The following is a 26,848-nucleotide window of genomic DNA, read 5'->3' as shown; positions in this document are numbered from 1 at the left end:
GGACGGAGGGGGGCAGGGCATGAGGAATCGCGTGTCGGCGGGCGTGGCCGTGGTGCTGGCGCTGGGCGCGGTCCAGGCGTGCGGCGGCGAGGGGGTGAGGGTCTCGACGGCGCCGGAGATCAGCGGCCCCACCGTGTGCGTGGGTCACCAACCCGTCGGCAGCCTTCCCGACCGCGACGACGGCACGCCGCTGATGCGGGTCGTCGTCCACGTCGACAACCTCGCGCAGAAGCGCTACGCCGCCGTCTACACCGGCCTCTCGGTGGACGAGGACGACTCCGCCGCCGACATCTGGCGCATCCCTTCCGACGCCTTCGACGCCGCCGTCTGCGACGCGGCCGTGAAGGGCGTGACCCTCCGGCTGCACGACACCGACATCAGCCGGAAGACGCTGAACAAGCTCTCCGACCGCATCGGCGACGACATGAGCCGTTGGGACGGCAGCTTCCGGATGCGCGAAGTCGGCGTGGACGAAAGGGGGTTCGTCCGGGTCGGGGTCGACGACCCCGACAAGGCCGAGCCGATCATGAAAAAGGCGTACGGGGCAGAGAACGCCCGGTACATCAAGGTCGAGTACGCCGATCAGGCCGAACTGCTCGACGCCGGCTGAGACTTGGGTCGTCGCACCGCGCACAGCCCCGCGTACACCGCCGCGCTCAGCACGAAGCCGACGACCGGCGTGATGTCACCGAAGGACGGCCAGTGCTTCGGTACGTAGCCGACGTAGTCCTCCTGGTTGGAGAAGAGCGGGACGGACACGGCGACGCCGGTCAACAGGGCTGCCAGCCCCGGCCAGTTGGTGAAGGAGCGGTCGGTCAGGCGGGGGGCCAGTTCGGCGTCCGGGGTGCCGGAGCGGAGCCGGCGCTCGACCAGGACCACGCCCAGCCAGGGTGCCACCCAGTACGCGATGACCAGCAGGAACGCCTCGTAGGCCGCGCCCGCGTCGGACAGCGACGCCCACGCCGCCGCCGTACCGGCGATGCCCGAGACCACGACCAGGACGCTGCGGCTCAGCCACGGCGGGAGGTCGAGGCCCAGCGCGGTGATGGAGATCGCGCCGGAGTAGACGTTGAGGGCGTTGGCCGAGACCGCGCCGAGGATGATGGCGATCAGCACCAAGTCGCCGAGCCAGCCCGGGAGATGACCGGTGAAGGCGGCCGTCGGGGTGGCGTCCTCGGGCGCGACGAGGGTCGCCGAGGCCGCGCCGATGACCGCGACGAGGGTGACGGAGACGAAGAGGCCGACGGCCGGGTAGAGGACGGTCCTCAGCTTGTTCGCCGTGCGCGGCAGGTAGCGGGAGTAGTCCGAGGCGTACGGGTTCCAGCCGGCCGCGTAGCCCCAGGCCGCGCTGAACGCGAGCAGGAAGCCGCCGATGCCGCCGCCCGTGCCGCCTCCGGTGAGGTCCGCGTCCTTGAAGGTCCACACGCCGGCGAGAAGGAAGATCAGCGCGAGGGCGGGGAAGGCGTACTTCTCGAAGGTGTGCACGAAGTTGTGGCCGATGAAGCCGATCAGGATCTCGGCGACGACCACGAGGAGCAGCGAGGGCAACGGGCGCAGTCCGGTGAGGGTGTTGAGCGCGAAGGCCGCGCTCACGCTGTTCACCGCGAACCAGCCCACGCCCGCGACCAGGCCGTTGGCCGCGGACGGCAGGATGTTGCCGCGGAAGCCGAAGGAGAACCGGCCGATCACCATCTGCGGCACGCCGAACCGGGGCCCGTCCAGGGAGAGGAAACCCTGCGTGATCGCGCCGAACGCGGTGCCGAGGACGATGGCGCCGGTGGCCTGCCAGAAGCTCAGCCCGAAGAAGAGGACCGCGATCACGCCGATGTAGACCGTCGCGAACTCGATGTTCGGAGACGCCCAGGTCCACAGCAACTGGAGCGGGCTGCCGTGGCGTTCGGCGTCGGGGATCGGTTCGGAGCCCGCCGTCTCGACGGCGATGACCTTGTCACCGTATTCGGGGGCGAGGGTGCCGGTGGAGTCGGCGGGTGCAGTCGTCATGCGAGGTAAGTGTCCGGTTCCGACCGTTCCCGGCACAGGGGCGCATTGTCCGCTTCGAGGGGCTCGGCGGCGTACAACCTGTAGGTCGCCCTCGTCGGGCCGGTGCCCGTCGCCGGTCAGTCCTGCGTGCGGTCGTCCTTCTTGTGGTCGTCCTCGTCGAGCGACTTCAGGAACTCCGGGTTGTCGTCCGGCGCGACCCAGCGGCCCTGTGCGGGGCCCGCGCCGGGCGCGGTGCGCTTCTTGCCGGCCACCAGCCAGGCGATCGGGCCGACCAGGACCTCGCCGAAGAGCAGGATGACGATCACCCAGGCGACCTTCGGCAGCGGCTTGCGCACCTGCTCCTCGGGCGTGTTGAGGCAGTCGATGAAGGCGTAGATCCACAGCGCCAGGACCAGCAGGAAGGGCAGATACCTGAGCATGATCGTGCGTTCTCCCTACGGGTGGGGCGGCCCCGGTGACGGGGTCAGGGTAGCGGGTGGCCGATACTGGGACGCATGGCTTACGACGATCTTCGCTCCCTGCTCAGGGCACTGGAACGCGAGGGCGACCTCAAGCGCGTCAAGGCCGAGGTCGACCCGTATCTGGAGATCGGGGAGATCGTCGACCGGGTGCAGAAGGCGGGCGGCCCCGCCCTGCTCTTCGAGAACGTGAAGGGCTCCGACCTGCCCCTCGCGATGAACGTGTTCGGCACCGACCGGCGACTGCTGAAGGCCCTGGGGCTGAAGTCGTACGGGGAGATCAGCGCCAAGATCGGCGGACTGCTGCGGCCCGAACTGCCGCAGGGGTTCATCGGGGTGCGCGAGGCCTTCGGGAAGCTCGGCGCGATGACGCACGTACCGCCGAAGAAGGTGAAGGGCGACCACGCGCCGGTGCAGGAGGTCGTCCTGACCGGGGACGACGTGGACCTCGACCGGCTCCCCGCCCTCTTCACCTGGCCGCAGGACGGCGGCTCCTTCTTCAACCTCGGACTCACCCACACCAAGGACCCCGAGTCCGGGATCCGCAACCTCGGCCTCTACCGCCTTCAGCGCCACGACAAGCGCACCATCGGCATGCACTGGCAGATCCACAAGGACAGCCGCAACCACTACCAGGTGGCGGCGCGGCGCGGCGAACGGCTGCCGGTCGCGATCGCCTTCGGCTGCCCGCCGGCCGTGACGTACGCCTCCACGGCCCCGCTCCCCGGTGACATCGACGAGTACCTCTTCGCCGGGTTCATCGCGGGCAAGCGGATCGAGATGGTCGACTGCAAGACGGTGCCGCTCCAGGTGCCGGCGCAGGCGGAGGTCGTGATCGAGGGCTGGCTGGAGCCGGGGGAGATGCTGCCGGAGGGGCCGTTCGGCGACCACACCGGGTTCTACACCCCGCAGGAGCCCTTCCCCGCGCTGACGATCGACTGCGTGACGATGCGGAAGCGACCGCTGCTTCAGTCGATCGTCGTAGGCCGCCCCCCGACGGAGGACGGACCGCTGGGCCGCGCCACGGAGCGGTTCTTCCTCCCCCTCCTCAAGATCATCGTGCCGGACATCGTGGACTACCACCTGCCGGAAGCGGGCGGTTTCCACAACTGCGCGATCGTCTCGATCGACAAGAAATACCCCAAGCACGCCCAAAAGGTGATGCACGCTGTCTGGGGGGCCCACATGATGTCCCTGACGAAGCTGATCGTGGTCGTCGACTCCGACTGCGACGTCCACGACCTCCACGAGGTCGCCTGGCGGGCCCTCGGCAACACGGACTACGCCCGCGACCTCACGGTCGTCGAAGGCCCCGTCGACCACCTCGACCACGCCTCCTACCAACAGTTCTGGGGCGGCAAGGCAGGAATCGACGCCACCAGGAAGTGGCCCGAGGAGGGCTACACGCGCGACGGCGGTTGGCCCGACATGGTGGTGTCCGACCCCGAGACGGCGGCGACGGTCGACCGCCGGTGGAAGGAGTACGGCCTGTGAGCAGCGCCTCCGCCGCGATCCCGCAGCCAGGACGCACGAAAGCCTTTCTGCGGCTGGTGATGATCGAGCACTCGGTCTTCGCCCTGCCCTTCGCCTATATCGCCGCGCTCACCGCGATGTTCCGGATGGACGGGAACATCCACTGGGGCCGGCTGCTGCTGGTGACCATCTGCATGGTGGGTCTGCGTACGTTCGCGATGGCGGTGAACCGGATCATCGACCGGGAGATCGACGCCCGGAACCCGCGTACGGCGCACCGCGAGTTGGTGACCGGTGCGATGTCGGTGAAGCACGCCTGGACGGGCGCGTTGGTCGCGGTCGTGGTCTTCCTCGGCTCGGCCGCCCTGCTCAATCCGCTCTGCCTGGCCCTCGCCCCCATCGCGGTCGTGCCGATGGTGATCTACCCCTACGGCAAGCGGTTCACGAACTTCCCGCAGGCCATCCTCGGTCTCGCCCAGGCCATGGGCCCGATCGGCGGCTGGCTCGCGATCACCGGTGAGTGGTCCTGGGACGCGGTGATCCTGGGGCTCGCCGTCGGCATCTGGATCGGCGGCTTCGACCTGATCTACGCCTGCCAGGACGTCGACACCGACCGCGAGATCGGCGTCATGTCGGTCCCGGCCCGCTTCGGCATCCCGGCCGCGATCCACGGTGCGCGTGTCTGCCACGCCCTCACGACCGGCCTCCTCATCTGGTACGCCGTCGCCACCGACGCCGGTACGTTCTTCTGGCTCGGCCTGATGATCGTCGCCGGCGCCTTCGTCTACGAGCACTCGATCGTGCGCCCGCACGACCTGTCCCGCCTGAACAGGGCGTTCTTCAGCGTCAACGGCTTCATCGGGATCGCCCTGTTCGTGTGCGCGCTGCTTGATCTGCTGGTGCGCGGGCTCACCGTATAAGCGCGGGAGCGGCCGGGGTGCGGCGGCCGAGCCAGAACGCCGTCGCCACGCCTGAGACCAGGCCGATCAGGTGCGCCTGCCAGCTGACCCCCGACTGGGTCGGGGCGAGGCCTATCAGGATCGACGTGCCCCAGACCGCGCCGACGACGAGGCCGACCAGGACGCCCAGCGCCTTGCGCTCCACGAAGCCGGTGACCAGCAGGAAGCCGAAGAGGCCGAAGATCAGGCCGGAGACGCCCGCGGTGTTGGTGTGGGCCGGGGCCATGAGCCAGACACCGAGGCCGTCGGCCACGATGATCACCGCGCATATCGCGGCGAACCGGCGCAGGCCGCCCAGGGCCGTGAGGAAGCCCATGACGAGGAGTGGCACGGTGTTCGCGGCCACATGGGCGAAGCCGAAGTGGATGAATGCCGCCGGGACGACGTCGATCAACTCGGAGGGCGTCCGTGGCGTGATGCCCAGGCCGTCCAGTGCGTGGCCGCTCGCCGCGTCGATCACTTCGAGCAGCCACAGCAGCGCGACCCAGCCCACCATCACCTTGGCCGCGGTCTTCGCACGGTCGCCGCGTGACCAGCCGCGCGACCCGTTCAGCTCGGTACCCATGACACCCCCCACTGCCCACCCGTTCCCCCTGGAAGAACGGTCGGACCCCCTTGGCCGGTTCCCGGCCCGCGGTGCCGGATAGGCTCGGGGGCGTGAACCCAGTCAAGCCAGGAGAAGCGCCGCGTACGCCTTGGATCGTAGGGGTGTCCGGCGCCTCCGGCACCCCGTATGCCGCGTCCGTGCTGCGGGCACTCCTGGCGGCCGGCGAGAGCGTCGACCTGGTGGTCAGCCGGGCCTCGCGGCTCACGCTCCTGGACGAGACCGGGATCGCCTTCCGGGACGCGCACTGGCGGGACGACCTGCGGGAATGGCTGACGCGGGGGGCCGACGGGAAGCCGGGTGCCTTCGACGCCGACCTGGAGCGGGTGCGGTACTGGCCCGCCGGGGACCTCGCCGCCGGGCCCTCGTCGGGGTCGTACCCGGTCAAGGGAATGCTGATCGTGCCCGCCTCCACCGCGTGCGTCGCCGGCGTCGCGCTCGGGCTGTCCAAGGACCTGCTCCAGCGGGCGGCGAGCGTCACGCTGAAGGAGCGCCGGCCGCTCGTCGTCGCCGTACGGGAGACTCCTCTGGGCGGACAGACCCTGCGTCATCTGGTGACCCTGGACGACCTGGGCGCCGTCGTGGTCCCCACCTCGCCCGCCTTCTACGCGGGCGCCACCCACATCCAGGACCTGGTGGACTTCGTCGCCGGACGGGTGCTCGACGCGGCGGGCGTCGAACACCGGTTGTACCGCCGCTGGGAAGGCGAGCTGGGCGGCGGGGGCCGTACCGACTGAGCCACCCGCGGCACGCAGTACCTCTCGTCAGGCAGTACCCCTCATCACTTCAGGAACTTCTCAGCGGAAGGCTTCGATCGCATGGACGCGGTGGACAGGCAGCTCATCCAGGCCCTGAGGGAGAACGGCCGGGCCTCCTACGCGGAGCTGGGGCGCCTCGTCGGACTGTCGGGACCCAGCGTCACCGACCGCATCAACCGGCTGGAGGCGGCCGGTGTCATCACCGGCTACCGCGCCACCGTCGACTCCGCCTCGCTCGGCCTCGGCGTCATCGCGCTGATCGGCATCTCGCTGTCCGACGCCGCCGACCACGAGGACGTGGCCATGCGGCTGAAGGACCTCTCCGAGATCGAGGACTGCTGGTTCATCGCGGGCGACGACTCGTTCATGCTCAAGGTGCGCTCCACCAACGTGGACGGCCTGGAGAAGACCATCCGGCGGCTCAGCGGGACCAAGGGCGTCTCCCGCACCCGTACCACCATCGTGCTCTCCACCAAGTGGGAGAACCGGGTCGGAGAGCTGCCCGAAGAGGAGTGAGCGGCGTGGGCGTACGGTTGGTTCGGGATTCTGAGAAAGGTGTGGGTATGGACGTCGGGCTCAAGCGCGAGCTGGAGGAGAAGGTCCGCTCCGGCGAGCGGCTGTCCCGCGAGGACGGCATCGCGCTGTACGAGTCGGACGACCTGGCATGGCTCGGCGGCCTCGCGCACGAGGTGCGGACGCGGAAGAACGGCGACGTCGTCCACTTCAACGTCAACCGCCACCTCAACATGACCAACGTGTGCACGGCGTCCTGCGCCTACTGCTCCTTCCAGCGCAAGCCGGGCGAGAAGGACGCGTACACGATGCGCATCGAGGAGGCGGTGAAGCTCGCCAAGTCGATGGAGGGCGAGAACCTCACCGAGCTGCACATCGTCAACGGCCTGCACCCGAACCTGCCGTGGCGCTACTACCCGCGCTCCCTGCGGGAGTTGAAGGCCGCGCTGCCGGACGTGTCGCTCAAGGCGTTCACGGCGACCGAGATCCACCACTTCGAGACGATCAGCGGTCTTTCGGCCTCCGAGATCCTCGACGAGCTGATCGACGCGGGCCTGGAGTCGCTGACCGGCGGTGGCGCCGAGATCTTCGACTGGGAGGTCCGCCAGCACATCGTGGACCACCGGACGCACTGGGAGGACTGGTCGCGGATCCACCGCCTGGCGCACGAGAAGGGGCTCAAGACCCCGTGCACCATGCTCTACGGCCACATCGAGGAGCCGCGCCACCGGGTCGACCACGTCCTGCGGCTGCGTGAACTCCAGGACGAGACCGGCGGTTTCCAGGTCTTCATCCCGCTGCGCTACCAGCACGACTTCGTGGACGTGAAGGACGGGAAGGTACGCAACCGCCTTCAGGCCCGCACCCAGATGGCCACCGGTGCGGAAGCCCTGAAGACCTTCGCGGTCTCCCGGCTCCTCTTCGACAACGTCCCGCACGTCAAGGTCTTCTGGGTCATGCACGGCGTCCAGACCGCCCAACTCGCCCTCCAGCACGGCGCGGACGACATGGACGGCTCGGTCGTCGAGTACAAGATCACGCACGACGCCGACAACTACGGCACGCCGAACAAGCTGACCCGCGAGGACCTGCTGGACCTGATCCGCGACGCGGGCTTCCGTCCGGTGGAGCGGAACACGCGCTACGAGATCATCCGCGAGTACGACGGTCCGGACCCGGCACGTCGCGAGTCGCCGCAGCCGATGCGGGTCTGAACCGGGCCCACCCCCTGCAAGATCGCCGGTGGGGCGTGCTTCACTGAATGGTGCCCCTTTGGGACGTTCGGACAGTTCGAATCGGAAGAGTGGATTGAGATGTTCCGCTACACGCTGATGCGCCTCGGAGTCTTCGCGGGCTGCCTCGTGGTCGTCTGGGGCCTCGTCTACTCCGGCGTCTTCCCGCGCGGCCTCGGCGAGTCCAACGGCATGTGGGTCGTCCTGCTCGCCCTGCTGATCTCCGCCCCGATCAGCTTCGTGGTGCTGCGCAAGGAGCGCGACCGCGCCTCCGTCCAGGTCGTCCAGCGGGTGGACCGGATGAAGGCCAACCTGGACGCGAACCGCAGCCAGGAGGACGTGGAGGACGACTCGGCGCCGGCGCAGGGGGCGCAGGGACAGGCACCGCAGGCTTCGTGAGCCGCGTGAGCCGCGTGGGTCCTGTCGGGCGGTTCGCGGGAGGGTTGCTCGGCGCCGCCGCCAACTAGTGTGTGCCTCATGGGTGCCGTGAAGACCAAGCGGATGCCGCGAGCGGTCCGTGAACAGCAGATGCTGGACGCCGCCGTTCGGACCTTCGGGCAGCGCGGGTACATGGCCGCGTCGATGGACGAGATCGCCGAACTCGCGGGCGTGTCCAAGCCGTTGGTGTATCTGTACCTGAACTCGAAGGAAGACCTGTTCACCGCGTGCATCCGCCGCGAGGCGAAGGCGCTGGTGGAGGCGGTACGGGCCGGAGTGCGCCGGGAACTGCCCGCCGACCGCCAACTCTGGGAAGGGCTGCGGGCGTTCTTCACGCACACCGCGCAGAACCCGGAGGGTTGGTCGGTCCTGCACCTCCAGGCCCGGACCCATGGTGAACCGTTCGCGTCCGAGGTCACGGCGATGCGCGAGGAGATCGTCGCGTTCGTCACCCAGCTCATCGTCGTCGCCGCCCGCGAGGCGCACCGCGACCCCGACCTGCCCGAACGTGAGGTCGCCGGCCTGGCCGAGGCCCTCGTCGGCGCCGCCGAGTCCCTCGCCGCCTGGGCCAACGCCACCCCCGGCGTCACGGCCCGCCAGGCCGCGGCCACCCTGATGAACTTCGCCTGGGCGGGCCTCGGCAACCTCATGGAGAGCCGACCCTGGCAACCGCCGGCCGCGGCGACGGGTTCGGCTACGGCTCAGTAGTCCCGTTCGCTCACGGCCCGAGCGGGGTCACCGTCCCCGACACGTGCACCCGCTCCCCGGCGCCCCGCAACTCGAACCGTCCCCCGTCCGCCGCGTACGTCACCGTCCCCGGCAGCAGCACCGGCGCCCGGAACCCGGCCCGCACCCGCACCGCGTCCGGCGTCCCGTGCGCGGCGAGGCAGCGGGCCACCGTCCACATGCCGTGCGCGATGGCCCGGGGGAAGCCGAACAGGCGGGCGGTGAGCGGGTGGAGGTGGATCGGGTTGCGGTCCCCGGAGACGGCGCCGTAGCGCCGGCCGACGTCCCCGGCGAGCTGCCACTCGGCGACGGCGGGCAGGGGCGCGTGGGGCGGCTGGCCGGCGACCGACCCCAGCCCTTCAAGTGCCGGCCCCTCCGACCCCGCCTCGCCCGACGTCCGGTGCCGGGCCAGATACGTGCTCCGCGACTCCCACACCACCTCCCCGCCACCCGACAACTCCGTGACCACCGTCGCCTCGGTGCCGCGTCGATGCGGGGCCAATCCCTCGACGCGCACGGCGAGTTCGTACTCGCCGGTGGCCGGCAGAGCCCCGGGGCGGGTGATGTCGATCGAGGTGTGGACGAGGCCGAGCAGCGGCAGTGGGAAGTCCCGGGCGCTCATCAGGCGCATGGCCAGCGGGAAGCCCAGGACGTGCGGGTAGGTGAGGGGGAGCGCGTCGTCGCCGGTCGCGAAGCCGCAGACCCGCTCGTAGGCCGCCAGTCGTGCGAGGTCGATGCGTGGGGCGGGCAGCACGAGGCGGTCGTGGGAGAACTCCGCGTCCGGGCGCGGCCGTTTGAAGGGGGAGAGCAGGGCGCCCCGGGCGAGTAGTGGGCCGAGCGCGGGGGACTGCGCGAGGGCCACGGACGTCACGCTCCCGACGGACTCCGGCATCACGCCCCCAACAGGCTCTGGCCGCAGACCCGTACGACCTGTCCGTTGACCGCGCCCGAGGCGGGGTGCGCGAGCCAGGCCGTGGTCCGGGCGACGTCGACGGGCAGGCCGCCCTGGGCGAGGGAGTTCATGCGGCGGCCCGCCTCCCGGATGAAGAGGGGGACCGCGGCCGTCATCTTCGTCTCGATGAAGCCGGGCGCGACCGCGTTGACGGTGACCCCGTGCTCGGCGAGCGCGCGCGGGGCGAGGGAGCGGACCAGGCCGACGACGCCCGCCTTGCTGGCGCCGTAGTTCGTCTGCCCGGCGTTGCCCGCGAGGCCGGCGATCGAGGCGGTGGCGACGATCCGTCCGCCCTCGCGCAGGGCGCCCGCAGCGAGCAGCGCGTCCGTCGTCCGCAGCACGCTCGCCAGGTTGACGTCGAGGACCGAACTCCACCTGTCCGCAGGCATGTTGACCAGTCGGCGGTCCCGGGTGATGCCCGCGTTGTGGACGAGGACGTCCAGCCCGTCGGGGAGCGCCGCGGCGATCCGCTCGCCCGCGTCCGGCGCCGTGATGTCGAGGAGGAGTGCGCTGCCGCCCAGCCGTTCGGCCACGCGCCGAGCGTCCTGCTCGGCCTGCGGTACGTCGAGTACGACGACCTTGGCACCGCTCTCGGCCAGTGTCTCGGCGACCGCCTCGCCGATCCCACGCGCGCCGCCGGTGACCAGTGCGGTGCGTCCGGTCAACGGCCTTTCCCAGTCGGCCGGTTGGGTCACCGGGCCGGCGTCGACGGCGATCACCTGGCCACTGACGTAGGCGGATCCGGGGGAGAGGAGGAAGCGGAGGGTCGACTCGGCGGCGGGGGCGTCGGTGAGGCGGACGAGGTTCACGGTCCTGCCCCGCCCGATCTCCTTGCCGAGCGAGCGCACGAACCCCTCCAACGCCTGCTGGACGGCGGCCTGGTGGTGGTCACCGGCGTCGAGGGGCGCACCCAGCACGACGATCCGGCCGCTGCTCGCGATCGACCGGACGACGGGGTGGAGGGCCGCGTGCACCTCGGCGAGGGTCTCGACGTCCCGTACCCCGGTGGCGTCCAGGACGACGGCGGCCGGTTCGTCGGCGGGCCCGTCCGCCAACTCCGTACGGGCGAGGACCGGTTCGAGGTCGAGGTCCGACTTGCCGGCCGTGAGGTGGCGCAGGCCGCCGGTCAGGGTAGGAGTCGCGGGGGACCAGCGGCGCAGCGGGGCCGGTTGCGGCAGCCCGAGGCGGCGGGTCAGGAAACGGCCGGGTGCGGTGCCGGTGAAGCTCAGATAGCGGTCCGCCATGTCCATCTCCCCACTGAGGCCCACACTCGGGTCCACGCTGCTTACTCTGGAGTAAGGTTACCGTAGGTAAGCCTATGTCACAGGTGAGGAACCGGTCGAGATGAGCCCTCTTGAGCATCCCCTCGCATCCCCGCGAACGCGCCGCGTGGCGATCATCGGCGGCGCCCGTATCCCGTTCGCGCGCTCCGACGGCCCCTACGCCACCGCGTCGAACCAGGAGATGCTGACCGCGACCCTGGACGCGCTGGTCGAGCGATACGGGCTCGACGGGCCGGGCGCCGTGGGCGAGTTCGTGGCCGGCGCGGTGCTCAAGCACGCCCGCGACTTCAACCTCGCGCGCGAGACGGTCCTCGGCTCCCGGCTGGACGCCCGCACTCCGGCGTACGACATCCAGCAGGCCTGCGGTACCGGGCTGCAGGCGGTGATCGCCGCCGCCAACAAGATCACCCTCGGTCAGACCGAGTCGGCCATCGCGGGCGGTGCCGACACGGCGAGCGACGCGCCCCTCGGCGTCAACGACGAGCTGCGCCGGATCCTGCTGGAGACCCGGCGCGCGAAGTCGGCCGGCGCCCGGCTGCGGGCCCTGTCCCGGATCCGCCCGGGCCATCTGGTCCCCGACATCCCGCGCAACGCCGAGCCGCGCACCGGTCTGTCGATGGGCGAGCACGCGGCGGTGACCGCACGGGCCTGGGGCGTCGCGCGCGAGGCGCAGGACGAGTTGGCGGCGGCCAGTCATCAGCGGTTGGCGGCGGCGTACGAACGGGGCTTCTTCCAGGACCTGGTGGTCCCGTTCCGGGGCCTGGCCCGCGACCAGAACCTGCGGCCGGGCTCGACGGTGGAGAAACTGGCGTCCCTGAAGCCGGTGTTCGGGCTCGACGCGCCCGAGCCGACGATGACGGCGGGCAATTCGACCCCGCTGACGGACGGGGCGGCGACCGTGCTGCTGGCCTCCGAGGAGTGGGCGCAGGCGCGGGGCCTGGAGCCGCTGGCCTACCTCACGGCGTACGAGACGGCGGCCGTGGACTTCGTGGCGGGCGATGTCGTGGGCGGCGAGGACGGGCTGCTGATGGCACCGGCGTACGCGGTCCCGCGGATGCTGGAGCGCACGGGGCTGGCCATGGACGACTTCGACCTCGTCGAGGTGCACGAGGCGTTCGCGTCCCAGGTGTTGGCGACGCTCGCGGCCTGGGAGAAGCGGGGTCTCGCGCCGGTCGACCGGAGTCGGCTGAACGTGGCCGGGTCGTCGCTGGCCACCGGCCATCCGTTCGCGGCGACCGGGGCCCGTATCGTGGCGACCCTGGCGAAGCTGCTGGCTGAACGGGGCGGTTCCGGGCGCGGGTTGATCTCGGTGTGCGCGGCGGGCGGCCAGGGGGTGACGGCCGTTCTGGAGCGAACGTGAGCACTTGTCACATAACCCCCGATGTTGCACAAGCCCGGCTCCGGATCATCGTCGAACCCTTACCAACCCCCCATGTGGGCCCCGTACCATCGCGAACCTGACCGCCGGTAACTCCCCCGCCGCACGCCGCCGGTGAACGTATTGGTACGCGATGTCCGTACCACAGCAGCAGAGCGGTACCGAGCTGCGCGCCCCAGGAGCTGCCATGTCCGTGCCCTACCCGTCCGCCGCCGACTACGACGGTGTGCCCCAGCTCGTGGAACCCGAGATCGTGCGCCTGGACGGGGTGGTGCGGGAGGTGTCCGTGCCCCCGCTGGTCGCGCCGTCCACCCACGGCTCGCTCGCGGACCTGCCGTTCGACAACGCGGCCGCGGCGCCCGAGGCCCGGGTGCTCAGCCGCCGTACGGCGGAGGGGAGTTGGGCCGATGTGACGGCGGCCGGCTTCGCGGACGAGGTGCTGGCCCTGGCCAAAGGGCTGATCGCGGAGGGGCTGGTGCCCGGCGACCGGATCGCCGTCATGGCCCGGACGATCTACGAGTGGACGCTGCTCGACTTCGCCGCGTGGGCGGCCGGCCTGGTCACCGTCCCGATCTACCCGACCTCCTCGGTCTTCCAGACCCGCTGGATCCTCCAGGACTCCGGCGCGGTCGCCCTGGTCACGGAGACGGCGGGACAGGCCGCGGCGCTCGGCCCGGAGCTCAACCGGCTGCCCGACCTGCGCCACATGTGGATCGTGGAGAAGGGGCATCTGGACCGGCTGGCGGAGCTCGGACAGCCCGTCCCCGACCAGGAGATATCCGTGCGCCGGGGCATGCTGGTCCCCGACACCCTCGCCACCGTCATCTACACCTCGGGCACCACGGGCCGCCCCAAGGGCTGTGTGCTGACGCACGCCAACTTCCTGGCCGAGGTCGACAACGCGATCGAACTCCTCTACCCCGTCTTCAAGTCGAAGACCTCCGACGAGCCCGCCACCCTCCTCTTCCTCCCCATGTCGCACGTCTTCGGCCGCATGGTGGCCGTGGCCTGCATCCGCGGCCGGGTCCGTCTCGGCCATGCGCCGAGCCTCCAGTCCGAGGACCTCATCGCGGACCTCGGCAGCTTCAAGCCGACCTTCCTGCTCGCCATCCCGTACATGCTGGAGAAGGTCTACAACAGCGCCCGCGCCAGGGCCGAGAGCGGCGGCCGGGCCTCGTCGTTCGACCGCGCCGCGAACGTCGCCCGGCGCTACGGCGAGGCGATGGAGGCCCGCCACTCGGGCACAGGGTCGGGCCCCAGCACGGCCCTGAAGACGGCCCGCACCTTCTACGACCCGCTCGTCTACCGCCGTATCCGCAACGCCATGGGCGGCCGCATCCGTCAACTGATCTGCGGCGGCTCGCCGTTGGGCCGCAGCCTCGCCGCGTTCTACGCGGGCGCGGGCATGGAGGTCTACGAGGGCTACGGCCTCACCGAGTCCACCGGCGCCGCGACCTGCACCCCGCCGCTCAAGCCCCGCCTGGGCACGGTGGGTTGGCCCATGCCCGGCACGAAGGTGCGCATCGCCGCCGACGGCGAGATCCTGCTCAGCGGCGGACAGATCTTCCGCGGCTACTGGGACCCGCACGCGGGCGGCGTGGTGCCCGCGTCGGCGGACGGCTGGTTCCCGACCGGCGACATCGGCCAGTTGGACGACGAGGGCTATCTGACGATCACCGGCCGCAAGAAGGAGATCCTGATCACCGCGGGCGGCAAGAACGTGGCGCCCGCCCCGCTGGAGAACTGGCTGCGCCAACACCCCCTGATCTCCCAGTGCATGGTCGTGGGCGACCGCCGCCCCTACGTCTCCGCGCTCATCACCCTCGACCTCGACGGCATCACCCACTGGCGTCAGATGAACGGCAAGCATCCGGTTCCGGCCGAACTTCTGGTCAATGACGAGGAGTTGCACCAGGTCCTCCAGCGCGCCGTGGACGAGGCCAACAAGATGGTCTCCCGCCCGGAATCCATCCGCCGTTTCACCGTCCTGCCCCGCGACTTCACCGAGGCGGGAGGCCATTTGACCCCCTCCATGAAGCTCCGCCGGGAGTCGGTCATGAAGGACTTCGCGGCGGATGTGGAGGGCTTGTACGCGAAGTAAGGAGCTCCGCCGCCTTGTTACGACAACTTCTTGACGTAACACGCGTGTGACGGTTGGCTGTCGGCCACTCAGGTCTCCACACGTCCCCTCCGGACCTTGAGAAACCGCTCTCCTCCCCCACGCCCCGCCCGCTCGGAAGGCCCCCCGTCGTGAACGCTTCCCCCCGCCGGACCGCCCTGCGCCGCCTGGCCGCGGTGCTGGCCGTCTCCAGCACCGCCCTCTCCCTCACCGCGTGCGGCGCCGTCGACGCCATCAGCGGGGGCGGCAGCTCCTCGTCCCCGACGAAGGGCGACGACATCACGGTGGGACTGCTGCTGCCGGACACGGACACGGCACGCTTCGAGAAGTTCGACTACCCGATCATCAAGCGGCAGGTCACCTCCCTCACGAACGGCAAGGGCAAGGTCGTCTACGCCAACGCCGAGGCCAGCGTGGCCAAACAGAGCAGCCAGTTCCAGAAGATGATCGACGACCAGGTGGACGTCGTCCTGGTGGACGCCCTGGACTCCAAGGCCATCTCCGCCGAGGTGCAGAAGGCCAAGGACGCCGGGATACCGGTCATCGCCTACGACCGCCTCGCCCAGGGCCCGATCGACGCCTACGTCTCCCACGACAACGAACTCGTCGGCGAGGTGCAGGGCCGGGCCGTCGTCACCGCCCTCGGCGACAAGGCGGCGACCAGCAAGATCGTCATGATGGACGGCGACGTCAACGACCCCAACACGGGCAGCTTCAAGGCCGGCGCGCTCAGCGAGCTCAAGGGCAAGGTCGTCATCGCCAAGGAGTACGAGACCCCGCGCTGGCTGCCTGCCACCGCCAAGGCGAACATGCTCAAAGCCGTCCGGGAGATCGGGCTCGACAACATCGCCGCCGTCTACTCCGCCAACGACGGCATGGCCGGCGCCGTCATCGACGCCCTCAAGGAAGCCGGCGCGGACAAGATCCCGCCGGTCACCGGGCAGGACGCGAACCTGGACGCCGTCCAGCGGATCGTCTCGGGCGAGCAGTACATGACCGTGTACAAGTCGTTCCTGCTGGAGGCCACCAGCGCGGCGAAGATCGCGGTCGCCAAGGTGCAGGGCCACGACATCGAGTTCGACGCGCTGACCCAGGACCGGGTCGACAGCCCGACCCAGAAGGACATCGCCGCGAACCTGGTGCCGGTGGTCGCCCTCACCAAGGACAACATCAAGGACACGGTGATCGCGGACGGCGTCTACACCGTCAAGGACATCTGCACGTCGGCCTTCGCGGCGGACTGCGCGGACATCGGCCTCAACTAGCCCGCGCGATCAACTGGCGTGCAGGGCAGGGTATTTCGCCTACGCCCGGTTATTGACTTCACAAGACCCTCGCGCGACATTCCGGTCTCCTTGTCCTCGTTCGGCGGGAGGAACCCGAGATGTCCACGAGCACGGAGCGCACGGAACCCGAAAGACGTGCCCGGCCGACCCGGAGCGGCGGGCGGCCCACGCGCAGACAGGTGCTCGGCACCTCGGCGGCGGCCGGCGTCGCCCTCGCGGCCGGCGTCGGCACGGCAGCCGCCGCCGACCCGCCGCTCCTGGGCACGTACGACGTCGTAGTCATCGGCTCCGGTGCGGCCGGCATGACCGCCGCGCTCACCGCGGCCAAGGCGGGCCTGAGTTGTGTGGTCGTCGAGAAGGCCGCCACCTTCGGCGGATCGGCCGCCCGGTCCGGGGCCGGCATCTGGATCCCCAACAACCCGGTGCTGCTGGCCGCCGGCGTCCCGGACACGCCCGCCAAGGCCGCCGCCTACCTCGCCGCCGTCGTCGGCCCGGACGTCCCGGCCGCCCGGCAGCAGTCCTTCCTCGCCCACGGCCCGGCGATGATCTCCTTCGTCATGGCCAACAGCCCGCTGCGCTTCCGCTGGATGGAGGGGTACAGCGACTACTACCCCGAACTCCCCGGCGGCCTCCCGAACGGCCGCTCCATCGAACCCGACCAGCTCGACGGCAACATCCTCGGCGCCGAACTCGCCCATCTCAACCCGCCCTACCTGGACGTCCCGGCCGGCCTGGTCGTCTTCAGCACCGACTACAAATGGCTCTCCCTGGCCGCGGTGAGCGTCAAGGGCGCCGCCGTCGCCGCCGAGTGCCTGGCCCGCGGCACCAAGGCCGCCCTGCTGGGCCAGACCCCGCTCACCATGGGCCAGTCCCTGGCCGCCGGACTGCGCGCCGGACTCCGGACGGCCGGCGTCCCGGTCTGGCTGAACACCCCGCTCACCAGCCTGTACGTCGAGGGCGGCGCCGTCACCGGGGCCGTCGTCACGCGCGCGGGCGCCGCCGGACTCCTGCGGGCCCGGCGTGGCGTGATCGTCGGCTCCGGCGGCTTCGAGCACAACGCGGCCATGCGGGCCCAGTACCAGCGCCAGCCGATCGGTACCGACTGGACCGTCGGCGCGAAGGAGAACACCGGCGACGGCATCCGCGCCGGCCAGCAGGTCGGCGGCGCGCTCGCGCTGATGGACGACGCCTGGTGGGGCCCGGCGATCCCGCTGCCCGACGACCCGTACTTCTGCCTCGCCGAACGCACCCTCCCCGGCGGCCTGATGATCAACGCCGCCGGCAGCCGCTTCGTCAACGAGGCCGCCCCCTACAGCGACGTCGTGCACACCATGTACGACCGCAACCCCACCGACCCCGACATCCCGGCCTGGCTGGTCGTCGACCAGAACTACCGCAACCGCTACCTCTTCAGGGACCTCGCCCCGACCTTCGTCCTGCCCGACGACTGGTACGGCTCGGGCGCCGCCCACAAGGCCTGGACCGTCGACGCCCTCGCCGCCTCCATCGGCGTCCCCGCGGCCGCCCTGCGCACCACCGTCAACCGCTTCAACTCCCGGGCCCTGGTGGGAAAGGACCCCGACTTCCACCGCGGCGACAGCGCGTACGACCACTACTACACGGACCCCTCCGTCCTCCCGAACTCCTGCCTCGCGCCCCTGTGGCTGCCCCCGTACTACGCCTTCCGGATCGTCCCCGGCGACCTCGGCACCAAGGGCGGCCTGGTGACGGACGCCCGCGCCCGCGTCCTGCGCGCCGACGGCTCCGCCATCCCGGGCCTGTACGCCGCCGGGAACGCCAGCGCGGCCGTGATGGGCCACAGCTACGCGGGCGCCGGCTCGACGATCGGCCCGGCGATGACGTTCGGGTACATCGCGGCGCGGGATCTCGCGGGGGTGCTCTAGCGGGGGCTCGGGGGGCTCAGGGAGCCTCGGAGGGACTCTTGCGGACGAGGAGGATGGCCTGGGGGGTCGATTCGTTGGGCCAGGGTTCGCGCACCGTCTGTGAGACGGGCGTGAACCCGGCGGCCAGGAGCAGCGGAACGACCTGCTCGGGCCGGCGCCGCAGGAAGTCCAGCTCCACGTCATGTCCGAAGGGCCGGTCGTGGCGGCGCGGCTCGTCGCCGATCTGGAAGGCGAGGAGCAGGTACCCGCCGGGGGCGAGCAGGCGCAGGAACTCGGCGAAGAGAGCGGGCAGCTCGTCCACAGGGGTGTGGATGGACGAGTACCAGGACACGGCTCCCGCGAGCGACCCATCGGGCAGGTCCACCGCCAGCATCGAGCCGTGCTCGAAGCGCAGCTCAGGGTTCTCGCGCCGGGCGATCGCGAGCATCGACTCCGACAGGTCGAGCCCGAAGACGACGGACAGGCCCAGGGAGGCGAGGTGGGCGGTGATCCGCCCCGGCCCGCATCCCAGGTCGGCCACGCGTCCGCCCGGCCCCACCAGGTCGGCGAAGGCGGCGAACATCGCCCGGTCCAGGGGCTTGGTCAGCTCGGTGCGGAAGAGGTCGGCGTAGTCCTCGGCGATGGTGTCGTAGAACGTCCGGGTGGCCGTGACGAAGTCGGGTTCGGTCATGCCCCCGGACGCTATCGACGACCACTGACAACGCCTCCGAACTGCGACGCGTCCGCCCGCGCAGCACAAAGGCAGGAGCCCCGTTGCCTTACGGCACGGGGCTCCTTGGGTGGTGCACTCATACTCAGATCGCCGGGCGGATGGCCCAGGTCACATCAGACCGGCGTGACGTTCTCCGCCTGCGGGCCCTTCGGACCCTGGGTCACGTCGAAGGAAACCTGCTGGTTCTCCTCGAGCGAGCGGAAACCGGACGCGTTGATCGCGGAGTAGTGAACGAAGACGTCAGGGCCTCCGCCTTCTTGGGCGATGAATCCAAAGCCCTTTTCGGCGTTGAACCACTTCACGGTTCCGGTAGCCATAAGCCCTCCTTGGGCCCAAAGGGTCGCCCTGCTCCAGAACCCTGCAAGTGTGAAAACAAGTCCCGCACTACTGCATACGTCTGAAAACGACTAGAGCCCGCGGTTACATGCTCCGCAGGCTCTGTACTGCAAGGGAAACCAAACTGCAACTTGCGGCGAGCCTAGCATGCAGGCACCCGAAAGCAATAGAGGCCAAGATCACGTCACCGTAAGGTTTGATCCCGGGCGTGTCGCGTTGACGGTGAGCCGGTGGGGGCGGTCGCCATACCACGCTCCCGAGGGTCTAGCCTCGCGATGTGGACAATTCTCGCACCCGGCCGCGCGTCGGACACATCCAGTTCCTGAACTGCCTGCCCCTGTACTGGGGGCTCGCGAGAACCGGCACCCTCCTCGACTTCGAGCTCACCAAGGACACCCCTGAGAAGCTCAGCGAGAGGTTGGTCCGGGGAGAGCTCGACATCGGGCCCATCACGCTCGTCGAGTTCCTGCGCAACGCCGACGATCTGATCGCCTTCCCCGACATCGCGGTCGGCTGCGACGGTCCGGTGATGTCCTGCGTGATCGTCTCGCAGGTCCCGCTGGAACAGCTGGACGGTGCCCGGGTGGCCCTCGGCTCGACCTCGCGCACCTCGGTCCGCCTCGCCCAGCTGCTGCTGGCCGAGCGCTACGGCGTACAGCCCGACTACTACGAGTGCCCGCCCGACCTCAGCCTGATGATGCAGGAGGCGGACGCGGCGGTCCTGATCGGCGACGCGGCGCTGCGCGCCAACCTGCTCGACGGCCCTCGCTTCGGCCTCGACGTGCACGACCTCGGCACGCTGTGGAAGGAGTGGACCGGCTTGCCCTTCGTCTTCGCCGTCTGGGCGGCCCGCCGCGACTACCTGGAGCGCGAGCCGGAGATCACCCACAAGGTCCACGAGGCCTTCCTCGCCTCCCGCAACCTCTCCCTCGAAGAGGTCGGCAAGGTCGCCGAGCAGGCGGCCCGCTGGGAGGCCTTCGACGAGCAGGTCCTGGAGCAGTACTTCACCACCCTCGACTTCCGCTTCGGCGCCCCCCAGCTGGCGGCCGTCCAGGAGTTCGCCCGGCGCGTGGGCCCGACGACGGGCTTCCCGGCGGACGTGAAGGTGAATCTGCTGGAACCGTAGGCGGTCCGAAGGCCGTCAGTAGGCGGTCCGTGGGCGACGGAGAGCTTTCCGGAGGCCGTCGGCGCACTACCCTTCTACTCGTTACGGGGGAGGGGTGGACGTCATGCAACCGCTCGGAGTCGACGAGCCCACCGTCGTGGGGCCCTACCGCCTGCTCGGCCGGCTCGGTTCCGGCGGGATGGGCCGGGTCTACCTGGGCCGCAGTGCCGGGGGCCGCACGGTCGCGGTGAAGATCGTGCACCCGCACTTCGCCCTCGACGAGGAGTTCCGCGCCCGATTCCGGCGCGAGGTGGACGCGGCCCGGCGGGTGGGCGGCGCCTGGACCGCCCCGGTGCTCGACGCCGACCCGCAGGCCGCCGTCCCCTGGGTCGCCACGGCCTACGCGGCCGGCCCGTCCCTGACCGGCGCGGTGACCGACGGCGGCCCCCTGCCTGCCCATTCGGTACGGGTCCTGGGCGCGGGCCTCGCCGAGGCGCTGACCGCCGTGCACGAACTGGGCCTGGTCCACCGGGACGTGAAGCCCTCCAACGTCCTGCTCACCCTCGACGGCCCCCTGCTCATCGACTTCGGCATCGCCCGCGCCACCGACGGCACGGCCTCCCTCACCTCGACCGGGGTCTCCATCGGCTCGCCCGGCTACATGTCCCCCGAGCAGATCCTCGGCAAGGGCGCCACGGCAGCGGCCGACGTCTTCTCTCTTGGCGCGGTACTGGCATACGGGGCGACGGGCGAACCCCCGTTCCCGGGCGACTCGTCCGCCGCGCTGCTCTACCGGGTCGTCCACGAGGAGCCCGAACTCGGCTCGCTGGAGGGCGAGTTGCGGGAGGTGGTGGAGGGGTGCCTCGCCAAGGACCCGACCGCCCGGCCGACCCCACCCGAACTGGCCCGACGGCTCGCTCCCGAGGGAGCGGCACGGTTGGTGGCGGGCGGGTGGCTGCCGGGGGCGCTGGTGGAGCAGGTGAGCCGGAGTGCCGTACAGCTGCTGAATCTTGAGGCGGTGCTGGGGGAGACGGGGCCGGAGGGAGCGGGGCTGAGGGAAGCGGCGTCCGGGCCGGTGGGGTTCAGCAGCCCGTCGGTGGGGTCGAATGATTCCGTGGGGCAGTTCGGGCCGCCGCCGACGATGGCTCCGCCGATGCCTACGGCTGCGCCGACATCCACGCCCGTATTCGCGCCCACCGGTGTTCCCGAGCCGCGTGACGCGACCCCGCACGAGACGGCGGTGCCGTCCGGTCCTGCGGATGAGCGGCCCGGCAAGCTGTCCGTGTCCGTGGCGGCGTCGTCCGCGCCGGGGGACGGCGGGCGGGGGCGTCGGATGAGCTGCACCGTGGCGCTGGCGGTCGCGGGGGCGTTGGCGGCGGTGACGGTGGGGTCGGTGTTCCTGTTCGACCTGATGCCGAACGGCAGCAACAACAACGACCAGGCGAGCGACACAGGCACCAAGTCCTCGGCACCGGCGGCCACTTCGGGCGACGAGCCCGGTTCCTCGGCGAGCCCGAAGCCCAGCTCCAGCGCCGGCGGCAGCGCGGAGCCGAGCCCCGAGCCGTCCACCGCCCACCAGACCGTCCCGCCCGCCGTCCCCGCCTCCTACCTCGGCACCTGGGAGGGGCAGGCCCTCGCGCTCGACGGCACGTTGCCGGTCGGCACCTTCCATCTGGCCGTCCGACAGGCGGGCGAGGGCGAGGAGTTGGGCACCCTGCGCCAGACCGACCAGCTCGGCGGCGTCTGCAACGACGTACTGACCGTGAAGACGGTGACCAAGAAGGAGCTCGTCGCCACGTCGACCGGTGCGGCCTCCAACCACGACGGGTGCAATCCGACGCCGCACACGGTGCGGTTGTCGCGGGTGGGGGACGACCTCAAGTACGTGTCGGACAGTGAGGCGGAGGGGAATCCGACGTCCCGGATGTCGAAGGTCGGTTAGGGGCGAGGGCCGGGGTCCTTGACGGCGGGCCCGGGATCCTCGCCCCTCCTGACTACATCGGGGTCGTGACCGTGACGTGGTCGCCGCTGCCCAGGTGGAGCATGCCCTTGCCCGGGGTGACGGGGCCGCCGACCATGCTGCGGTTGGTGCGGATGCCGATGAGTTCGCCGGAGCCGGACTCCTGCGGGGAGAGCAGGATGCCGCGGCGGGCCTTCTTCGCGTCGACCTGCCAGCCGGAGAAGCCGTCGCAGATCTCGTCCTCGTCACCGGCGATGACCACGGCGAGGCCCTCCTCGACGCCGCGTTCGACGATGCGCTTGAACACGTCCTCGGCGTCGCAGTCGTCCAGCACCTCGGCGTCGTCGACCAGGACCACGATCGGCTCGGCCGGGGTGGCGGAGTCGACGAGTTCCGTCAGCTCGTCCTCGTCCACGTCCCGGCCGGTGAAGACCTTCAACACGCCTTCCTGACCGTCGAGTTCACGGAGCGGGGAGGGGCGCGGGGCGGCGATGACGAGGCGTACGCCCTGGGTGAGGTACGAGCGGGCGAAGTTCAACAGCACCGTGCTGCGGCCGGACTTGGCGGGGCCGCCGATCACGAACGCCGGGACGCCCTTCGCGAGGTCGGGCCCGAACGCGGTGAGTTCGTCGCCGCCGACACCCGCGAGGGCCCACAGCGGTGTGGCGGACGTCGCCGGGTCGCGCATCGCCCACGCGTCCTCGAAGGAGATCCGGCTCGGCAGCACGTCGACCCGGAACGGCCGTCGCTCGCGCGGCACCTGGGCGTCCCGGGCGGCCGCGGTCTCGCCGATCGCCAGCAGCGCGGCGTTCTGGCCCTGACCGGTGGTGTCCTCGGAGAGCAGCGCGAACTGCGTCTCCGCCGCCGTCTCGTTGCGGAAGGCGCGGCCCGGCGGGATCTCCTCGGGCACCTTGCGGGAGTTGATGTCCAGCATCGAGAAGTCGGCGCGGTCGGCGAGCCGCAGACCGAACTTGTCCTCGGTGAGGGAGGAGATGCGGCCCGACAGCAGTTGCCGGTCACCGGTGATCACGACATGGATGCCGACGCTCGCGCCTTCCCGCATCATCACCATGACCTGGTCGGTCAGTTCACCGTGGTTGTGCTCGCCGAGCGTGGGCAGCCAGCCCTCCCAGCGGTCGAGCAGCATCACGATGTGCGGCAGCCGCTCCTCCTCGGTGACGGCGGCCCGCTGTTCGCCGATGTCGGCGAACCCCTTGTCGGCCAGCAGGTCCTGACGGCGGGTCAGCTCGCCGCCGAGCCGCCCGATGAGGCGCTCCACGCGCTCCAGCTGGTTGCGGCTGACGACCGCGCCGCAGTGCGGCAGCCGGGTCAGCGCGTTGAGCGCGCCGTTGCCGCAGTCGATGCCGTAAAGGTGCACGTCGGCACAGGAGTTGGTGCGGGCCAGCGAACCGGCGATGGTGCGCAGCAGCTGCGAGCGGCCGGTGCGCGGGGCGCCGGCCACGATGAGGTGCCCGAAGGTCGCGAAGTCGACGGCGACCGCACGCCGGGCCTGGTCGGCCGGCAGGTCCTCGACGCCGTACGGGGCGGCGGGCAGCGAGCCCTGCGCCTGTACCGCCGGGACGTCGTCGAGCAGCAGCGAGTCGTCCAGCGCCGGCAGCCACGGGGAGTGCTGTGCGGGGATCGCGAGGGCTGTGTTGGCCTCCCGTACGACGTCCACCAGCACCTTGAGGTCGGTGATCTCGTCGTCCTCACGGGCCTCGGACTTGGGCTTCTGCAGCGCCCCGCGCCCCAGATCCTGCCAGGTCAGCGGCCCGGCCCAGGGCGCGAGTGTCGCCGGGTCGGCGGCACCGGGGCGCCGGCCACCGACGCGGCCGGACTGGAAGGGGACCAGGGAGGCGTGGCCGAGGCGGACGTACGCCCGACCCGGCGTGCTCTTCGCGATGTGCCCGGCGTCGGGCGCGTCGATGACGTCCGTCGACTCACCGGCGTCGGTCACGCGCAGCGCGATTCGCAGGTTGGTGTTGGCGCGGATCTCGGGGGAGACCACACCGCTCGGCCGCTGGGTGGCGAGCAGCAGGTGGATGCCGAGCGAACGGCCTCGCTGGGCGATGTTGACCAACCCGGCGACGAAGTCGGGCAGATCGCGCACCATCGACGCGAACTCGTCGATGACGATGAGGAGTCGGGGCACCGGCGGATTGCTCGGCTCCCTGCGCACCAGGTCCTGGTAGTCCTCGATGTCCTTGGCGTCGGCGGCGGCGAGGATGTGCTCACGGCGCTTGAGCTCGGCGCCCAGCGACTCCAGGGCGCGCTCGACGAGGTGGGCGTCGAGGTCGGTCACCATGCCGACGGTGTGCGGGAGCCGGACACAGTCCTTGAAGGCCGCGCCGCCCTTGTAGTCGACCAGGACGAACGTCATGTTCTCCGGCGTGTTCGCGACCGCGAGCGCCGCCACGATGGTCTGCAGCAGCTCCGACTTACCCGAACCGGTCGTACCGGCGATCAGCCCGTGCGGGCCGTCCCGCCGCAGGTCGATGCCGAACGGACCGTCGTACGACTCACCGATGACGGCCATCGTCGACTGCCCGCCCATCCGCCACCGCGCCGCGACCGCGTCCCGCGTGGGCGGTTCCAGCTGCAGTACGTCGAGCAGCCGGCTGGCGCCGGGCAGCGCCGAGTCCTCGGTCTCGCCGCTGATGTCGCGCAGCGGGGAGAGGGAGCGGGCGAGCCGGGCGCACCAGGCGGACGAGACGAAGTCCGGCCGCACGTTCCGCTTGCGCAGCGCCCCGCTCTGCTCGACCCGCAGCCGCAACTCACGTACCTGCTCGGCCTGTTCGTCGTCCTGCTGGGCGTTCGGGTGCCAGGCCTGGAAGGAGGGGAAGCCACCGGCGGACTGCGCGGCGACGGGGACAGCGGCGGCGGAGGAGGAGTCGTCGGTCACGTGCGGTTCGGCGACGACCACGGCCTGGCACTCGCCGGGCAGGAACCGCTCCTCCTCGTCCAGACAGATCGCCCGGATCGCGACCCCGGGACCCTCCCGCAGCAGTCGTACGACCCCGGGCATGGACCGCAGCCGCCGCGAGCCGTCCCATACGACGACGATGTCCGGGTCGGTGAAGGCCGGGCCGTCGGTCTTGTTGCGGCCGCCCTGCTGGAGGGCCTTCTGGCGGCCGTCGAGCAGCTGGGTCAGCTCGCCGACGCGGGCCGCGACGGTCTCGGCGTCGGTGCCGATGAGGACGTTGACGTCCTGACCGCCGGTCGGGCGGGAGTGCGGCAGCCAGCGCACCCAGTCCCAGCGGTCGTGGGCGTCGTTGTCGGTGAGGACGTAGAACTGCACGTCCATCGGGCTGTGCAGGACCGCGGTCTGGGCGACCGCCCAACGGCCCAGCGCGTGCGCGGAGTCGCCGGGTCCGGCGATGCCGATGACACCGAGGTCCCGCAGCGGCAGGGTGACCGGCGCGTCCTCGATGTACCAGCGGACCTTGCGCTTGTGCTCGTCCTGCTCCGGGTCGTCCAGCTCGACCTCGGAGGGCACGCGGCCGGTGCCGAAGCGCAGCAGCAGATGGTCGGCGTCGGTGCGCCGGCGCTCCCACAGACGGGTGCGCGGGCCGGTGCCGAAGGTCAGCACGGCGGCCGGGTCGGGCACGGTCTGACGCCGGTCGGACCGCTCGGTGACCAGAGCCTCCTGGGCCTCCGTCTCGATCCGCGCCTTGTGCTCCTTGTACTCCTTCTGCTGCTTGGCGTGCGACTTGCGGCCGTGCTTCTTGTCCATGAAGTAGTTGCCGAAGAGCATCAGCGGGCTCATCAGCGCCATGATCAGGTAGTACCAGCGCCCGAACATCATCACCGACACCACCGCACCGACCAGCGGCAACACCGCCATCAGCCAGGGCAGCGGCCGGGCCTCGTAGTCGCTCGGCGGATTCGGCAGCGAGAAGCTCGTCTGGCGGTCGGCGGGCCGCAGCCGCGGGGGCCGGTTGTAGTCGAGCGCGGCCCCGTCGTCGGACCACTTCAGGGCGGCGTTGGGCGGGGCGTATCCGGTGATCTCCAACAGGCTGTTGCCGAGGGAGAGTTGAGCACTCAGCGGCCACTCGCCGCCGGTGAAGTCCTCACCGTCGAGGCGGGGTTGGACTTCCGTGTCCTTGGTGTCCTTTGCGTCCTTTGTGTCCTTGCCAGTGTGCAGGGCGACTCGGCAGGTGCCGTCGATGGCGATGGAGAGGGTGGCGGCGCGGTCGGCGAGTTCGGGGTCGTCGACGCGGAGATGCGCCGCCGGTCCGCCGCCGATGTCGTACTTCCCCACACCGAGCCGGTGCACGGCACCGGCCGCGGGACCGCCCACCACCCGGAACTCCACGACACCGGTGGGCTCCCCGAGCAGACACCCGGCCGGGTCGTGCAGGCTGACGACCACACCGTCGCGCAACGGCGAGCCGACGACATCGGCGGCCGGGTCGAGGGCGTACCCGTCGACGTAGGCGAGGGGAGCGGTACCGGCCCCCAGGCCTCGCTGCGCCCCGATCGGAATGATCTGCGCACCGCCGGTCAAACCGACATGCTTCGCCAACTCCCCGGTGATGTCACCGACGGTGGACTCGGGATCGGCGTCGAGCACCACGTCGGCACTGGCACCGCCGAGCGGGTCGACGACGGTAAGACTCAGGCGCACGGTCGGTCCCCCAACAGACTCAAC

The 26,848-nt window shown here is 70.8% G+C and carries 22 protein-coding genes; 14 read left to right on the top strand and 8 right to left on the bottom strand.

The genetic code is table 11. The features are described 5' to 3' along the window. Positions 1-19 precede the first annotated feature (19 nt). On the top strand, positions 20-610 hold the full coding sequence (locus tag M2283_RS25485; RefSeq protein WP_280878666.1) for a hypothetical protein: 591 nt from the start codon (positions 20-22) through the stop codon (positions 608-610). Here M2283_RS25485 and M2283_RS25480 read toward each other — a convergent pair. Further along, positions 583-2,001 (bottom strand): purine-cytosine permease family protein, encoded by a 1,419-nt coding sequence (locus M2283_RS25480; RefSeq protein WP_280878665.1) that lies wholly within the window; start codon positions 1,999-2,001, stop codon positions 583-585. The genes M2283_RS25485 and M2283_RS25480 overlap by 28 nt on opposite strands. A gap of 116 nt (positions 2,002-2,117) precedes the next feature. After that, positions 2,118-2,420, bottom strand: coding sequence for a PLD nuclease N-terminal domain-containing protein (locus tag M2283_RS25475; protein WP_280878664.1), 303 nt, complete (start codon positions 2,418-2,420; stop codon positions 2,118-2,120). Positions 2,421-2,495: 75 nt separating this feature from the next. Here M2283_RS25475 and M2283_RS25470 point away from each other — a divergent pair, with 75 nt between their 5' ends. Continuing rightward, complete coding sequence (locus M2283_RS25470) at positions 2,496-3,953, top strand: menaquinone biosynthesis decarboxylase (RefSeq protein ID WP_280878663.1); 1,458 nt, start codon at positions 2,496-2,498, stop codon at positions 3,951-3,953. Next, positions 3,950-4,852, top strand: coding sequence for a menaquinone biosynthesis prenyltransferase MqnP (gene mqnP, locus M2283_RS25465; RefSeq protein WP_280878662.1), 903 nt, complete (start codon positions 3,950-3,952; stop codon positions 4,850-4,852). Before M2283_RS25470 ends, mqnP begins: the two co-directional genes overlap by 4 nt. Here the strand turns inward: mqnP and M2283_RS25460 are convergent. Further along, positions 4,842-5,456, bottom strand: coding sequence for a rhomboid family intramembrane serine protease (locus M2283_RS25460; protein ID WP_280878661.1), 615 nt, complete (start codon positions 5,454-5,456; stop codon positions 4,842-4,844). The two genes, mqnP and M2283_RS25460, sit on opposite strands and share 11 nt — an antisense overlap. Positions 5,457-5,548: 92 nt before the next feature. Between M2283_RS25460 and M2283_RS25455 the strand changes: the two genes are divergently transcribed. The 5 genes from M2283_RS25455 (at position 5,549) to M2283_RS25435 (ending at position 9,144) form a co-directional block, all read left to right on the top strand. Next, the gene (locus M2283_RS25455) at positions 5,549-6,232 is read left to right on the top strand and encodes a UbiX family flavin prenyltransferase (protein WP_280878660.1); all 684 of its coding nucleotides are present in this window, start codon (positions 5,549-5,551) and stop codon (positions 6,230-6,232) included. An 81-nt stretch (positions 6,233-6,313) separates the two neighbouring features. Then, a complete protein-coding gene (locus tag M2283_RS25450) occupies positions 6,314-6,769 on the top strand; it encodes an Lrp/AsnC family transcriptional regulator (RefSeq protein ID WP_280878659.1) in 456 nt (151 codons plus the stop codon). A 47-nt stretch (positions 6,770-6,816) separates the two neighbouring features. After that, positions 6,817-7,980: an aminofutalosine synthase MqnE gene (gene mqnE / locus M2283_RS25445; protein WP_280878658.1), complete on the top strand. Its 1,164-nt coding sequence runs from the start codon at positions 6,817-6,819 to the stop codon at positions 7,978-7,980. A 99-nt stretch (positions 7,981-8,079) separates the two neighbouring features. After that, a complete protein-coding gene (locus tag M2283_RS25440) occupies positions 8,080-8,397 on the top strand; it encodes a DUF4229 domain-containing protein (RefSeq protein WP_280878657.1) in 318 nt (105 codons plus the stop codon). Positions 8,398-8,475: 78 nt separating this feature from the next. Next, on the top strand, positions 8,476-9,144 hold the full coding sequence (locus M2283_RS25435) for a TetR/AcrR family transcriptional regulator (RefSeq protein WP_280878656.1): 669 nt from the start codon (positions 8,476-8,478) through the stop codon (positions 9,142-9,144). 10 nt (positions 9,145-9,154) lie between these two features. On the opposite strand, the gene M2283_RS25430 is transcribed toward M2283_RS25435, so the two are convergent. Together M2283_RS25430 and M2283_RS25425 are read right to left on the bottom strand one after the other, a co-directional pair. Further along, the gene (locus M2283_RS25430) at positions 9,155-10,054 is read right to left on the bottom strand and encodes a MaoC family dehydratase (RefSeq protein ID WP_280878655.1); all 900 of its coding nucleotides are present in this window, start codon (positions 10,052-10,054) and stop codon (positions 9,155-9,157) included. Next, positions 10,054-11,358 carry a 3-oxoacyl-ACP reductase gene (locus tag M2283_RS25425; RefSeq protein WP_280878740.1) on the bottom strand — a complete coding sequence of 435 codons (1,305 nt, stop codon included), beginning with the start codon at positions 11,356-11,358 and terminating at the stop codon, positions 10,054-10,056. Before M2283_RS25425 ends, M2283_RS25430 begins: the two co-directional genes overlap by 1 nt. Before the next feature lie 100 nt (positions 11,359-11,458). Here M2283_RS25425 and M2283_RS25420 point away from each other — a divergent pair, with 100 nt between their 5' ends. From M2283_RS25420 to kstD, 4 genes are all read left to right on the top strand, one after another. Next, positions 11,459-12,757 carry an acetyl-CoA C-acetyltransferase gene (locus tag M2283_RS25420; RefSeq protein ID WP_280878654.1) on the top strand — a complete coding sequence of 433 codons (1,299 nt, stop codon included), beginning with the start codon at positions 11,459-11,461 and terminating at the stop codon, positions 12,755-12,757. Between the two features lie 205 nt (positions 12,758-12,962). Further along, positions 12,963-14,876 carry an AMP-dependent synthetase/ligase gene (locus tag M2283_RS25415; RefSeq protein WP_280878653.1) on the top strand — a complete coding sequence of 638 codons (1,914 nt, stop codon included), beginning with the start codon at positions 12,963-12,965 and terminating at the stop codon, positions 14,874-14,876. Positions 14,877-15,025: 149 nt separating this feature from the next. Continuing rightward, the gene (locus M2283_RS25410; protein ID WP_280878652.1) at positions 15,026-16,159 is read left to right on the top strand and encodes a sugar ABC transporter substrate-binding protein; all 1,134 of its coding nucleotides are present in this window, start codon (positions 15,026-15,028) and stop codon (positions 16,157-16,159) included. A gap of 119 nt (positions 16,160-16,278) precedes the next feature. Beyond that, a complete protein-coding gene (gene kstD, locus M2283_RS25405; protein WP_432423121.1) occupies positions 16,279-18,084 on the top strand; it encodes a 3-oxosteroid 1-dehydrogenase in 1,806 nt (601 codons plus the stop codon). 16 nt (positions 18,085-18,100) lie between these two features. Here the strand turns inward: kstD and M2283_RS25400 are convergent, their stop codons facing one another. Then, on the bottom strand, positions 18,101-18,754 hold the full coding sequence (locus tag M2283_RS25400) for a class I SAM-dependent methyltransferase (protein ID WP_280878651.1): 654 nt from the start codon (positions 18,752-18,754) through the stop codon (positions 18,101-18,103). Between the two features lie 155 nt (positions 18,755-18,909). Next, positions 18,910-19,113, bottom strand: a complete 204-nt coding sequence (locus tag M2283_RS25395; RefSeq protein ID WP_003992177.1) for a cold-shock protein — start codon at positions 19,111-19,113, stop codon at positions 18,910-18,912. 296 nt (positions 19,114-19,409) lie between these two features. On the opposite strand from M2283_RS25395, the gene M2283_RS25390 reads away from it, so the two are divergent. Then, on the top strand, positions 19,410-20,258 hold the full coding sequence (locus tag M2283_RS25390; RefSeq protein WP_280878650.1) for a menaquinone biosynthetic enzyme MqnA/MqnD family protein: 849 nt from the start codon (positions 19,410-19,412) through the stop codon (positions 20,256-20,258). 103 nt (positions 20,259-20,361) lie between these two features. Then, entirely contained in the window at positions 20,362-22,179 is a 1,818-nt protein-coding gene (locus M2283_RS25385) for a serine/threonine-protein kinase (RefSeq protein WP_280878649.1), read from the top strand. A 52-nt stretch (positions 22,180-22,231) separates the two neighbouring features. On the opposite strand, the gene M2283_RS25380 is transcribed toward M2283_RS25385, so the two are convergent. Next, a complete protein-coding gene (locus M2283_RS25380; RefSeq protein WP_280878648.1) occupies positions 22,232-26,824 on the bottom strand; it encodes an FtsK/SpoIIIE domain-containing protein in 4,593 nt (1,530 codons plus the stop codon). Positions 26,825-26,848: the final 24 nt, after the last annotated feature.

Origin of the sequence: Streptomyces pseudovenezuelae (assembly GCF_029892565.1) — a bacterium.
Taxonomy (GTDB): Bacteria; Actinomycetota; Actinomycetes; order Streptomycetales; family Streptomycetaceae; genus Streptomyces; species Streptomyces pseudovenezuelae_A.
This window is presented reverse-complemented; position numbering and strand designations above follow the sequence as displayed.

What these genes read in the sequence shown, in the direction of transcription:
- M2283_RS25485 (WP_280878666.1), top strand. Translation starts at nt 20, where the DNA reads ATGAGGAATCGCGTGTCGGCGGGCGTGGCCGTGGTGCTGGCGCTGGGC.
- M2283_RS25480 (WP_280878665.1), bottom strand. Translation starts at nt 2,001, where the DNA reads ATGACGACTGCACCCGCCGACTCCACCGGCACCCTCGCCCCCGAATAC.
- M2283_RS25475 (WP_280878664.1), bottom strand. Translation starts at nt 2,420, where the DNA reads ATGCTCAGGTATCTGCCCTTCCTGCTGGTCCTGGCGCTGTGGATCTAC.
- M2283_RS25470 (WP_280878663.1), top strand. Translation starts at nt 2,496, where the DNA reads ATGGCTTACGACGATCTTCGCTCCCTGCTCAGGGCACTGGAACGCGAG.
- M2283_RS25460 (WP_280878661.1), bottom strand. Translation starts at nt 5,456, where the DNA reads ATGGGTACCGAGCTGAACGGGTCGCGCGGCTGGTCACGCGGCGACCGT.
- M2283_RS25450 (WP_280878659.1), top strand. Translation starts at nt 6,314, where the DNA reads ATGGACGCGGTGGACAGGCAGCTCATCCAGGCCCTGAGGGAGAACGGC.
- mqnE (WP_280878658.1), top strand. Translation starts at nt 6,817, where the DNA reads ATGGACGTCGGGCTCAAGCGCGAGCTGGAGGAGAAGGTCCGCTCCGGC.
- M2283_RS25440 (WP_280878657.1), top strand. Translation starts at nt 8,080, where the DNA reads ATGTTCCGCTACACGCTGATGCGCCTCGGAGTCTTCGCGGGCTGCCTC.
- M2283_RS25435 (WP_280878656.1), top strand. Translation starts at nt 8,476, where the DNA reads ATGGGTGCCGTGAAGACCAAGCGGATGCCGCGAGCGGTCCGTGAACAG.
- M2283_RS25430 (WP_280878655.1), bottom strand. Translation starts at nt 10,054, where the DNA reads ATGCCGGAGTCCGTCGGGAGCGTGACGTCCGTGGCCCTCGCGCAGTCC.
- M2283_RS25425 (WP_280878740.1), bottom strand. Translation starts at nt 11,358, where the DNA reads ATGGCGGACCGCTATCTGAGCTTCACCGGCACCGCACCCGGCCGTTTC.
- M2283_RS25420 (WP_280878654.1), top strand. Translation starts at nt 11,459, where the DNA reads ATGAGCCCTCTTGAGCATCCCCTCGCATCCCCGCGAACGCGCCGCGTG.
- M2283_RS25415 (WP_280878653.1), top strand. Translation starts at nt 12,963, where the DNA reads ATGTCCGTGCCCTACCCGTCCGCCGCCGACTACGACGGTGTGCCCCAG.
- kstD (WP_432423121.1), top strand. Translation starts at nt 16,279, where the DNA reads ATGTCCACGAGCACGGAGCGCACGGAACCCGAAAGACGTGCCCGGCCG.
- M2283_RS25400 (WP_280878651.1), bottom strand. Translation starts at nt 18,754, where the DNA reads ATGACCGAACCCGACTTCGTCACGGCCACCCGGACGTTCTACGACACC.
- M2283_RS25395 (WP_003992177.1), bottom strand. Translation starts at nt 19,113, where the DNA reads ATGGCTACCGGAACCGTGAAGTGGTTCAACGCCGAAAAGGGCTTTGGA.
- M2283_RS25385 (WP_280878649.1), top strand. Translation starts at nt 20,362, where the DNA reads ATGCAACCGCTCGGAGTCGACGAGCCCACCGTCGTGGGGCCCTACCGC.